Source organism: Streptomyces sp. NPDC043685 (assembly GCF_056436585.1).
In genome coordinates, this window is record NZ_JBWKCH010000008.1 from 54,905 (window position 1) to 66,344 (window position 11,440).

The window sequence follows — 11,440 nt, forward strand, 5'->3', positions numbered from 1 at the left end:
CACCGGTTACAAGGAAGAGTCTCCGATATGAAGATCGACTGGGCGGCCCTCGGCTCCGTCTTCGGTGTCAGCCTCGTGGTCACCGTGGCCCTCGTCGGCCTGTTCACCCTCGGCATCACCGGTCTGTCGCGCCGCGAGCGCGCGGTGGCGCAGGGCGGGTCCGCCGGGCTCGCGGTCACCGGAGCGTACGCCTGCTTCGCAGCGTGCGCGGCGGCCGTGGGTTACGGGATCTATCTGATCGTGGCCTGAGGGCCCCGATCGCACGCCGTGCCGCCGGGCGGTGCGGGACCCCGGTCCCGCGCCGCCCGGTCGTCGTGTGCGGGGAGGGGCCGGTGTGGGGTTCTGCACACTCTCCCCTCGCAGGTCAGCGGCAAGTTGACGGCGCTTCCCGGCCGTGGTGGACTGCCGGGGCCATTACGGCGGCAGGAGAGGAAGCCGGTGCGAGTCCGGCGCGGTCCCGCCACTGTCACCGGGGTAGTGATCCCCGGGAGCCAGGAACTCTCACCGCCGGTCTCGTCGAACCAGGGCGTGGACACCCTGAGTGAGGACACATATCGCCATGCGCGGCTGCCGATCGAGGTTCACCACCCCACCCCTGCCCGCTTTCCCGGCCGGCTGAGCCCATGGGTGCCGATCGCGTCTTCGCGTACGGCGCCGCCGCCGGTCTGATCGGCGACCTGCTGCTCGGCGATCCTCGCCGGGGGCATCCGGTCGCCGCGTTCGGACGGGCCGCGGGCGCCGTGGAACGGGTGTTGTGGCGGGACCACCGCGGGTGGGGCGCGCTGCACACCGCCGTGTGTGCCGGAGGGGCCGTCGCCCTCGGGTCCGTCGCCGCGCGTGCCGTGCGGACGTCCACCGTCGCCTCCGTCGCGCTGACCGGCGCCGCCACCTGGGCCGTCGTCGGGGGGACGTCGCTCGCCCGGGAGGCGCGGACCATCGGGCGTGCCCTGGAGGCCGGGGACGTCGAGGCGGCCCGGGCCCGGCTGCCGCATCTGTGCGGACGGGACCCGCAGTCCCTCGACGCCGACGGGATCGCCCGGGCCGTGGTCGAGTCCGTCGCCGAGAACACCTCCGACGCCGTGGTGGGGGCCCTGGTGTGGGGCGCCGTCGGCGGGGTGCCGGGGCTGCTCGGGTTCCGGGCCGTCAACACCCTGGACGCCATGGTCGGGCACAAGTCGGCCCGGTACCGGCGCTACGGATGGGCGTCCGCGCGACTCGACGACCTCGCGGGGTGGCCGGGAGCACGGCTGACCGCGGTCCTCGCGACCGTGTCCGGGCCGGATCCGCGGGGGGCCGTGCGGGCCTGGCGGGCCGACGCGGCGAAGCATCCGAGCCCCAACGCCGGTCCCGTGGAGGCCTCCTTCGCGGGGGCGCTCGGGGTGCGGCTGGGCGGGACGCTGTCGTACGGCGGGCGGGTGGAGCACCGGCCCGTGCTGAACACCGAAGGGCGTGCCGTCGGCACGCGCGACGTCGAACGGGCCGTGCGGCTGTCGAAGCGCGTCACGTGGCTCGCGCTCGGAGTGTGCGCGGGCGCGCGGTTGCTGACGCGTGCGCGGTCGTTGAAGAGGGGGACATGAGATGAGCGGTGGACTTCTCGTCGCCGGTACCACCTCCGACGCGGGCAAGAGCGTCGTGACCGCCGGGATCTGCCGGTGGCTGGTGCGACAGGGCGTCAAGGTCGCGCCCTTCAAGGCGCAGAACATGTCCCTGAACTCCTTCGTGACGAAGGAGGGGGCCGAGATCGGGCGGGCGCAGGCCATGCAGGCGCAGGCCTGCCGTGTCGAGCCCACCGCGCTGATGAACCCCGTGCTGCTCAAGCCCGGTGGCGAGCAGAGCAGTCAGGTCGTGCTGCTGGGCAAGCCGGTCGGGGAGATGAGTGCGCGCGGGTACCACGGCGGCCGGCAGCAGAGGCTGCTCGGGACGGTGCTGGACTGTCTGGAGCAGTTGCGGGGCACGTATGACGCGGTGATCTGTGAGGGGGCCGGCTCTCCCGCCGAGATCAACCTGCGGCGGACGGACATCGTGAACATGGGGATCGCCCGGAACGCCGGGCTGCCCGTGCTCGTCGTCGGCGACATCGACCGGGGCGGGGTTTTCGCCTCGTTCTTCGGGACGGTGGCGCTGCTGTCGCCCGAGGACCAGGCCTGTGTCGCCGGGTTCCTCGTCAACAAGTTCCGCGGGGACGTCTCCCTGCTGGAGCCGGGTCTTGAGATGCTCCAGGGCCTCACGGGGCGGCGCACGTACGGCGTGCTGCCCTACCGGCACGGGCTCGGGATCGACGAGGAGGACGGGCTGCGGGTGTCGATGCGCGGGGCCGTCCGGGAGTCCGTCGTCGCCCCGCCCGTCGGCGAGGACGTGCTGCGGGTCGCGGTGTGCGCCGTGCCGCTCATGTCCAACTTCACCGACGTGGACGCGCTGGCCGCCGAACCGGGTGTGGTGGTGCGGTTCGTGGACCGGCCGGAGGAGCTGGCCGACGCCGACCTCGTCATCGTGCCCGGCACCCGGGGAACGGTCCGGGCGCTGGAGTGGCTGCGCGAGCGCGGCCTCGCCGACGCCCTGGTCCGCAGGGCCGCCGAGGAGCGGCCCGTGCTCGGCGTCTGCGGCGGCTTCCAGATCCTCGGCGAGCACATCGAGGACGACGTCGAAAGCCGCCGGGGCCACGTCGACGGGCTCGGCGTCCTGCCCGTGCGGGTGCGGTTCGCCCGCGAGAAGACCCTCACCCGGCCGTCCGGCGATGCCCTCGGGGAACACGTCGAGGGCTACGAGATCCACCACGGGGTCGCCGACGTCACGGGCGGCACCCCCTTCCTGGACGGCTGCCGGGTCGGCCAGACCTGGGGCACCCACTGGCACGGCTCGTTGGAGTCGGACGGCTTCCGGCGGGCGTTCCTGCGCGAGGTGGCGGCCGCCGCGGGCCGCCGCTTCGTGCCCGCGCCGGACACCTCGTTCGCCGCGCTGCGCGAGGAGCAGCTCGACCGGCTCGGCGACCTGATCGAACAGCACGCGGACACCGACGCGCTGTGGCGGCTCATCGAGTCCGGCGCGCCGCAAGGACTGCCCTTCATTCCACCGGGAGCACCCGCATGAGCACTGTGTTGTTGTTGTCGACCGCCGACACGGACCTGCTGGCGGCCCGGGCCGCCACCGGGGCCGACTACCGGATCGGCAACCCCACCCGCGTGGACGTCCGGGAGGAGCTCCCGGCCCTGCTGGACGGGGCGTCCGTCGCCGTCGTCCGGCTGCTCGGCGGCAAGCGGGCCTGGGAGGACGGGCTCGCCGCGCTGAAGGCCTCCGGCGTCCCCACCGTCCTGCTGGGCGGCGAGGCCGTGCCGGACGCGGAGCTGATGGCCGAGTCGTCCGTCCCGGCCGGTGTCGTCGCCGAGGCGCTGAAGTACCTCGTGGAGGGCGGTCCGGACAACCTCACCGAACTGGCCCGGTTCCTGTCCGACACGGTGCTGCTGACCGGCGAGGGGTTCGTCGAGCCGCGCAAGATGCCGGAGTACGGCGTCCACGGCGAGCGTGCGCACACCGAGGGCCGGCCGACCGTCGGCGTGCTCTTCTACCGGGCCCACCACCTGAGCGGCAACACCGCCTTCGTCGACACCCTGTGCGACGCGATCGAGGCGCGGGGCGCCAACGCGCTGCCCGTGTACTGCGGTTCGCTGCGCGGGGCGGACGCGGGCCTGTACGAGATCCTCGGCCGGGCGGACGCCCTGGTCGCCACCGTGCTCGCCGCCGGCGGCACCCACGCCTCGCAGGCCTCGGCGGGCGGCGACGAGGAGGCCTGGGACATCGGCGCCCTCGCCGAGCTGAACATCCCGGTGCTTCAGGGCCTCTGCCTCACGTCCTCGCGGCAGGCCTGGGCGGACTCGGACGCCGCCCTCTCCCCCATGGACGCCGCGATGCAGGTGGCGATCCCGGAGTTCGACGGGCGACTGATCACCGTGCCGTTCTCCTTCAAGGAACAGGGCCCCGACGACGTGCCCGTGTACGTCGCCGACCCGGAGCGGGCCGCGCGAGTCGCGGGGATCGCCGTGCGCCACGCGCAGTTGCGGCACAAGGAGAACGCCGAGAAGAAGCTCGCGCTGGTCTTCACCGCGTACCCGACCAAGCACTCCCGGGTCGGCAACGCGGTCGGGCTCGACACCCCGGCCTCGGCGGTGCGGGTGCTGGACGCGCTGCGGGACGCCGGGTACGTCGTCGAGGGGCACCCCGACAACGGCGACGAGCTGATCCACCGGCTCATCAACGCCGGCGGCCACGACGTGGAGTGGCTGACGGAGGAGCAGCTGGCCGCCGCCCCCGCGCGGGTGCCGCTGGCCGACTACCGGGCCTGGTTCGAGACACTCGACCCGGAGCTGAGGGACGCCATGACCGAGGCGTGGGGCGAGCCGCCCGGCAGCCTCTACGTCGACGGCGACGACATCGTGCTGGCCTCGCTCCAGTTCGGGAACGTCGTCGTGATGATCCAGCCGCCGCGCGGTTTCGGCGAGAACCCCATCGCGATCTACCACGACCCGGACATGCCGCCGTCCCACCACTACATGGCGGCCTACCGGTGGCTGGAGAACAGCTTCGGCGCCGACGCGATCGTGCACATGGGCAAGCACGGCACGATGGAGTGGCTGCCGGGCAAGGGGCTGGGGCTGAGCGGCGGCTGCGCGCCGGACGCCGTCCTCGGGGACCTGCCGCTGGTCTACCCGTTCATCGTCAACGACCCGGGCGAGGGCACCCAGGCCAAGCGGCGCGGCCACGCCACCGTCGTCGACCACCTGGTGCCGCCGATGGCCCGCGCCGACACCTACGGCGACCTGGCCAAGCTGGAGCAGCTCCTCGACGAGTACGCGCTCGTCTCGGACCTGGACCCGACGAAGGCCCCGACCGTGCGTGCCCAGATCTGGACGCTGGTCAAGGCCGCCGAGCTCCACCACGACCTGCACGTCGACGAGCAGCCGGACGACGAGGCGTTCGACGAGTTCGTCATGCACATCGACGGCTATCTGTGCGAGATCAAGGACGTGCAGATCCGCGACGGACTGCACATCCTGGGCGGCGGCCCGGTCGGCGAGCCGCGCGTCAACCTCGTGCTGGCCGTGCTGCGCGCCTCGCAGGTGTGGGGCGGGCAGGCCAACGCACTGCCGGGCCTCAGGGCGTCGCTGGCTCAGCACTTCGGGCTGGTGGAGAAGGAGCTGCTGGCCGAGCCGGGCGCTCCGGTGAAGGTGCCCGTCGAACTGACCGACCTGGTGGACGGCCCGGCCCGCAGCGCCGCCGACGCGATCGACCTGCTGGAGCAGCTGTGCCGGCGGCTCGCGGAGGGCATGGAGGAGCGCGGCTGGGCGGTCGCCGAGAGCGCGCCGCTGCTCCGGGAGGTCCTCGGCACCGAACTGCCCGAGGCCGTCGCGGTGCTGGAGTTCGCCTGCGCCGAGGTCGTGCCCCGGCTGGAGAGGACCACCGACGAGATCGGGCACATCCTGCGGGCCCTGGACGGCGGTTACGTCCCGGCCGGTCCCTCCGGTTCCCCGACCCGCGGGCTCGTCAACGTCCTGCCGACGGGCCGCAACTTCTACTCCGTCGACCCCAAGGCCATTCCCTCCCGGCTGAGCTGGGAGGTCGGGCAGTCGCTGGCGGACTCGCTGGTGCAGCGGTACCTCCAGGACACCGGCGCCTACCCCACGTCCGTCGGCCTGACGGTGTGGGGCACCTCCGCCATGCGCACCCAGGGCGACGACATCGCCGAGATCCTGGCGCTGCTGGGCTGCCGGCCGGTGTGGGACGACGCCTCGCGGCGCGTGACCGGGTTCGAGGTGATTCCCCTCGCGGAGCTCGGCCGGCCGCGCATCGACGTCACCGTCCGTATCTCGGGCTTCTTCCGGGACGCCTTCCCGCACGTGGTGGGCCTGATCGACGACGCGGTGCGCACGGTCGCCGACCTGGACGAGCCGGCGGAGTCCAACTACGTCCGGGCGCACGCCGACGAGGACACCGCCGAGCACGGCGACCGGCGCCGGGCCACCGCCCGCATCTTCGGCTCGAAGCCGGGGGCGTACGGGGCCGGTCTGCTGCCGCTGATCGACGCCCGCAACTGGCGCTCGGACGCGGACCTCGCCGAGGTGTACGCGGTGTGGGGCGGCTACGCCTACGGCCGGGGGCTCGACGGGCGGGCGGCGCGCGGGGACATGGAGACGGCGTTCAAGCGGATCGCCGTCGCCGCGAAGAACGTCGACACCCGTGAGCACGACCTGGTCGACGCCGACGACTACTTCCAGTACCACGGCGGCATGGTCGCCATGGTGCGGCACCTGACGGGCGCGAGCCCCGAGGCGTACGTCGGTGACTCGGCCACCCCGGACCAGGTGAAGACCCGCACGCTCGGCGAGGAGACGCACCGCGTCTTCCGGGCCCGCGTGGTCAACCCGCGCTGGATGGCGGCCATGCGGCGGCACGGCTACAAGGGCGCCTTCGAGATGGCGGCGACCGTGGACTACCTGTTCGGGTACGACGCCACGGCCGGGGTCGTGGACGACTGGATGTACGAGAAGCTCAGCGCCGAGTACGTCTTCGACCCGGAGAACCGGGACTTCATGAAGAAGTCCAACCCGTGGGCGCTGCGCGGCATCACCGAGCGGCTGCTGGAGGCAGCCGAGCGCGGACTGTGGGCCGAGCCGGACGCCGAGACGCTGGAACGGCTGCGGGCCACCTATCTGGAACTCGAAGGCGACCTGGAGGGCGACGAGAAGTGAGCACCCCCTTTCCGTTCACGGCCGTCGTGGGCCAGGACGACCTGCGGCTCGCGCTGCTGCTGAACGCGGTGTCACCGGCGGTCGGCGGTGTGCTGGTGCGCGGTGAGAAGGGCACCGCCAAGTCGACGGCGGTACGCGCCCTGTCGGCGCTGCTGCCGGAGGTGGCGGTCGTCCCGGGCTGCCGTTTCTCCTGCGACCCGGCCTCCCCCGACCCGGCGTGCCCGGACGGGCCGCACGAGCCCGGCACCGGCGCCGAGCGGCCCGCCCGCATGGTCGAACTGCCCGTCGGCGCCTCCGAGGACCGCCTCGTCGGCGCGCTGGACATCGAACGGGCCCTGTCGGAGGGCGTGAAGGCCTTCGAGCCGGGCCTGCTGGCCGACGCGCACCGCGGCATCCTCTACGTGGACGAGGTCAACCTGCTCCACGACCACCTGGTCGACCTGCTGCTGGACGCGGCCGCGATGGGCGCCTCGTACGTGGAGCGCGAGGGCGTCTCCGTGCGGCACGCCGCCCGCTTCCTGCTCGTCGGCACGATGAACCCCGAGGAGGGCGAACTGCGGCCGCAGTTGCTCGACCGGTTCGGGCTGACCGTCGAGGTCGCGGCCTCGCGGGAGCCGGACCAGCGGGTGGAGGTCGTGCGGCGACGGCTGGCCTACGACGACAACCCGGCCGCCTTCGCCGCGCGCTGGGCCGAGGAGGAGGCCGCCGTACGGGCGCGGATCGTCGCCGCGCGGGAGCTGCTGCCGTCCGTGCGGCTGGGCGACGGGGCGCTGCGCCAGATCGCGGCGACCTGCGCGGCCTTCGAGGTCGACGGCATGCGCGCGGACATCGTGATGGCGCGGACCGCCACGGCGCTGGCGGCCTGGGCCGGGCGCACGGAGGTGCTCGCCGAGGACGTCCGGCAGGCGGCGCTGCTCGCGCTGCCGCACCGGCGGCGGCGCAACCCCTTCGACGCGCCGGGGCTCGACGAGGACAAGCTGGACGAGACGCTGGAGGAGTTCGGCGGCTCGGACGACGACGACCCGGACCCGGACCCCGGTCCTGACGGGCCCGGCGGGGGCGGCGGACAGCCGGAGCCCGACGACGCGCCGCAGGGCGACGGCGAGACGGCGGCCCGGCCCGAGGCCGGGGAGGACGGGCAGCCGCAGCCGTCGGGGGCCGGCGAGCAGTCGGCCGTACGGGCCTCCGAGCCGTTCCGGACGAAGGTGCTGAGCGTGCCCGGGGTCGGCGAGGGTGCCGCCGGGCGGCGTTCGCGGGCGCGGACCGAGCAGGGGCGCACGACCGGGGCCCGACGGCCCCGGGGCGCGCTCACCAAGCTGCACCTGGCGGCGACCGTGCAGGCCGCGGCGCCGCACCAGCGGGCGCGCGGACGGTCCGGGCCGGGCCTGGTGGTGCGCCGGGACGATCTGCGGCAGGCCACCCGCGAGGGGCGCGAGGGCAATCTCGTGCTGTTCGTCGTGGACGCCTCCGGTTCGATGGCGGCGCGGCAGCGGATGAGCGCCGTCAAGGGCGCCGTGCTGTCGCTGCTGCTGGACGCCTACCAGCGGCGCGACAAGGTGGGCCTGGTGACCTTCCGCGGCACGGGCGCGGACGTGGCGCTGCCGCCGACCTCGTCGGTGGACGCGGCGGCGGCCCGGCTGGAGACCCTGCCGACCGGCGGGCGCACCCCGCTGGCCGCCGGGCTGCTGCGCGCGCACGACGTGCTGCGCGTGGAGCGGCTGCGCGATCCCGCGCGGCGGCCGCTGGTCGTGGTCGTGACGGACGGACGGGCCACCGGTGGTCCGGAACCGGTCGCCCTGGCCGGGCGGGCGGCGCGGCTGTTCGCGGCCGACGGGGTCGCGTCGGTGGTCGTGGACTGCGAGTCGGGACCGGTGCGGCTGGGGCTCGCCGGGCAGCTCGCGGGTGACCTGGGCGGTACGGCCGTGACATTGGACGAGCTGCGGGCGGACAGCATCGCCGGGCTCGTGAAGGACGTGCAGAGGAGGGCCGCGTAATGCCGCAGGGACAGCCGAGTGTGGTGCCGGACGACGGACTGACGACCCGGCAGCGCCGGAACCGGCCGCTGGTGGTCGTGCACACGGGCGTCGGCAAGGGCAAGTCCACCGCCGCCTTCGGGCTCGCGCTGCGGGCCTGGAACCAGGGGTGGCCGATCGGGGTGTTCCAGTTCGTCAAGTCGGCGAAGTGGAAGGTCGGCGAGGAGAACGCGCTGCGGGTGCTCGGCGCCAGTGGCGAGGGCGGCTCCGTCGACTGGCACAAGATGGGCGAGGGCTGGTCCTGGGTGCAGCGCGATGCCCAGATGGACAACGAGGAGAAGGCCCGGGAGGGCTGGGAGCAGGTCAAGCGGGACCTGGCGGCCGAGACGTACAAGCTGTACGTGCTCGACGAGTTCGCGTACCCGATGCACTGGGGGTGGGTCGACACCGACGAGGTGATCGACGTGCTGCGGAACCGGCCCGGCACCCAGCATGTGGTGATCACCGGGCGGAACGCGCCGGAGAAGCTCGTCGACTTCGCCGACCTCGTGACCGACATGTCCAAGGTCAAGCACCCCATGGACGCGGGCCAGAAGGGCCAGAGGGGCATCGAGTGGTGAGTGCTTCCGTCCCTCGGCTGGTCATCGCCGCGCCCTCCTCGGGCAGCGGCAAGACCACCGTCGCCACGGGGCTGATGGCCGCGTTCGCCGCGCGGGGGCTCGCCGTGTCCCCGCACAAGATCGGGCCGGACTACATCGACCCCGGGTACCACGCGCTCGCGACCGGGCGGGTGGGACGGAACCTCGACGCGTACCTGTGCGGGCCCGAGCTGGTCGGGCCGCTGTTCCTGCACGGGGCCCAGGGGTGTGACATCGCCGTCGTCGAGGGCGTGATGGGGCTGTACGACGGGGCCGCGGGCGAGGGTGAGCTCGCGTCCACGGCCCATGTCGCGAAGCTGCTCGGGGCGCCGGTGGTGCTGGTCGTGGACGCGTCGTCGCAGTCCCGGTCGGTGGCCGCGCTGGTGCACGGGTTCGCCTCCTGGGACCCGGAGGTGCGGGTCGGGGGCGTGATCCTGAACAAGGTCGCCTCGGACCGGCACGAGGAGCTGTTGCGGGAGGCGTTGGAGCAGGCCGGGGTGCCGGTGCTGGGTGTCTTGCGGCGGGCTGCGCAGGTGTCCACGCCGTCTCGGCACCTCGGGCTGGTTCCCGTTGCCGAACGGCAGGGTGCCGCGGTCGAGGCTGTCGCTGCCATGGCCGCGCAGGTGGCCGGCGGGTGTGATCTCGAGGCGCTGGAGGCGCTGGCGCGTACGGCCGGTGCCGTACCAGGAGGCTCCGCCCCCTGGACCCCCGCCGACCCGACGGGGCCGGGCGGGCAGCGCGCGCCCGTCGTCGCCGTCGCCGGCGGGCCCGCCTTCACCTTCTCCTACGCCGAACACACCGAGCTGCTCACCGCCGCCGGTGCCGAGGTCGTGGCCTTCGATCCGCTGCGGGACGAGGAACTGCCCGAGGGGACCGCCGGGTTGGTGATCGGGGGCGGGTTCCCCGAGGTGTACGCCTCGGAGCTGTCCGCCAACGAACCCCTGCGGGGGGCCGTCGCCGCGCTCGCGGACAGTGGCGCTCCCGTCGCCGCCGAGTGCGCCGGGCTGCTGTACCTGTGCCGGGAGCTGGACGGGCTGCCGATGTGCGGGGTGCTGGACGCCGGGGCGCGGATGACCGAGCGGCTCACTCTGGGCTACCGGGACGCCGTGGCCGTGGGTGACAGTGTGCTCGCGGCGGCCGGGACCCGGATGCGGGGGCACGAGTTCCACCGGACCGTCGTGGAGCCCGGCTCGGGGACGGCGCCCGCCTGGGGGGTCCGCGCCCCCCGGCCGCGGGTCGAAGGTTTCGTACAGCGCGGTGTGCACGCGAGCTATCTGCACACGCACTGGGCGTCCGAGCCCGGTGTCGCCCGTCGGTTCGTCGAGAGGTGCCGGACGTCATGAGCAGCAGGCTGATCGGAGTCGGGGTGGGACCCGGGGACCCGGAGCTGGTCACCGTCAAGGGCGTGAACGCCCTGCGGGAGGCCGATGTGGCGGTGGTCCCCGTGATGGACAGCGGGGAGCGCGGCCGGGCCGAGGCGACGGTGCTGCACTACGTGCCCGAGGAGAAGGTCGTCCGGGTCGTGTTCGCGCTGAACGAGCGCAGCGACCGGGGGCGGCGCGAGGCGGCGTGGGACGCGGCCGGGGACCGGGTCGCCGAGTTGCTGCGCCGTCATGCCGTCGTGGCCTTCGCGACCATCGGGGACCCCAACGTGTACTCGACGTTCACCTACCTCGCGCAGACCATCGCCGACCTGGTGCCGGGCGTGGCCGTGGAGACGGTGCCCGGGATCACCGCCATGCAGGACCTCGCCGCCCGGTCGGGCGCCGTACTGACCGAGGGCACCGAGCCGCTGACGCTCGTGCCCGTCACGGCCGGGGCCGCCGTGCTGAAGGACGCCCTGGCCGGACCCGGGACCGTCGTCGCCTACAAGTTCGGGCGGCAGGCGCCCGAGGTGGCCGAGGCGCTGCGGGAGACCGGGCGGCTCGGCGACGCCGTGTGGGGCTCGGCGCTCGGGCTGCCCGAGGAGTCCATCCACCCGGCGGCCGAGCTGGACGGCGCTCCCCTGCCGTACCTGTCGACGCTCATCGCGCCCGCGCCGCGCGACGGCGGACGCGGCGGCAAGTTGTGACACCCGTGAACCACGAGA

The 11,440-nt window shown here is 73.9% G+C and carries 8 protein-coding genes and 1 riboswitch; all 8 genes read left to right on the forward strand.

From position 1 onward, the window contains the following. The first annotated feature begins 27 nt into the window (after positions 1-27). The 8 genes from AC0665_RS25665 to cobI all read left to right on the forward strand — a co-directional run bounded on the left by AC0665_RS25665 (position 28) and on the right by cobI (position 11,422). The gene (locus AC0665_RS25665; RefSeq protein WP_059422310.1) at positions 28-249 is read left to right on the forward strand and encodes a hypothetical protein; all 222 of its coding nucleotides are present in this window, start codon (positions 28-30) and stop codon (positions 247-249) included. 132 nt (positions 250-381) lie between these two features. Continuing rightward, a riboswitch (cobalamin riboswitch) is annotated at positions 382-520 on the forward strand. A 103-nt stretch (positions 521-623) separates the two neighbouring features. After that, complete coding sequence (locus tag AC0665_RS25670) at positions 624-1,577, forward strand: cobalamin biosynthesis protein (protein ID WP_478705852.1); 954 nt, start codon at positions 624-626, stop codon at positions 1,575-1,577. 1 nt (position 1,578) lies between these two features. Continuing rightward, the gene (locus tag AC0665_RS25675) at positions 1,579-3,087 is read left to right on the forward strand and encodes a cobyric acid synthase (RefSeq protein WP_478606934.1); all 1,509 of its coding nucleotides are present in this window, start codon (positions 1,579-1,581) and stop codon (positions 3,085-3,087) included. Beyond that, complete coding sequence (gene cobN, locus AC0665_RS25680; RefSeq protein ID WP_478606937.1) at positions 3,084-6,740, forward strand: cobaltochelatase subunit CobN; 3,657 nt, start codon at positions 3,084-3,086, stop codon at positions 6,738-6,740. The genes AC0665_RS25675 and cobN overlap by 4 nt, the downstream gene beginning before the upstream one ends. Beyond that, entirely contained in the window at positions 6,737-8,734 is a 1,998-nt protein-coding gene (locus tag AC0665_RS25685) for a putative cobaltochelatase (RefSeq protein ID WP_478606940.1), read from the forward strand. The genes cobN and AC0665_RS25685 overlap by 4 nt, the downstream gene beginning before the upstream one ends. Further along, entirely contained in the window at positions 8,734-9,333 is a 600-nt protein-coding gene (gene cobO / locus AC0665_RS25690) for a cob(I)yrinic acid a,c-diamide adenosyltransferase (RefSeq protein WP_355812144.1), read from the forward strand. Before AC0665_RS25685 ends, cobO begins: the two co-directional genes overlap by 1 nt. Further along, entirely contained in the window at positions 9,330-10,694 is a 1,365-nt protein-coding gene (locus tag AC0665_RS25695; RefSeq protein ID WP_478705853.1) for a cobyrinate a,c-diamide synthase, read from the forward strand. Before cobO ends, AC0665_RS25695 begins: the two co-directional genes overlap by 4 nt. Then, the gene (gene cobI / locus AC0665_RS25700) at positions 10,691-11,422 is read left to right on the forward strand and encodes a precorrin-2 C(20)-methyltransferase (protein WP_478705854.1); all 732 of its coding nucleotides are present in this window, start codon (positions 10,691-10,693) and stop codon (positions 11,420-11,422) included. Before AC0665_RS25695 ends, cobI begins: the two co-directional genes overlap by 4 nt. Positions 11,423-11,440: the final 18 nt, after the last annotated feature.

Coding starts and splice junctions, on each gene's coding strand:
- AC0665_RS25675 (WP_478606934.1), top strand. CDS start 1,579: ATGAGCGGTGGACTTCTCGTCGCCGGTACCACCTCCGACGCGGGCAAG.
- cobN (WP_478606937.1), top strand. CDS start 3,084: ATGAGCACTGTGTTGTTGTTGTCGACCGCCGACACGGACCTGCTGGCG.
- AC0665_RS25665 (WP_059422310.1), top strand. CDS start 28: ATGAAGATCGACTGGGCGGCCCTCGGCTCCGTCTTCGGTGTCAGCCTC.
- cobO (WP_355812144.1), top strand. CDS start 8,734: ATGCCGCAGGGACAGCCGAGTGTGGTGCCGGACGACGGACTGACGACC.
- cobI (WP_478705854.1), top strand. CDS start 10,691: ATGAGCAGCAGGCTGATCGGAGTCGGGGTGGGACCCGGGGACCCGGAG.
- AC0665_RS25670 (WP_478705852.1), top strand. CDS start 624: ATGGGTGCCGATCGCGTCTTCGCGTACGGCGCCGCCGCCGGTCTGATC.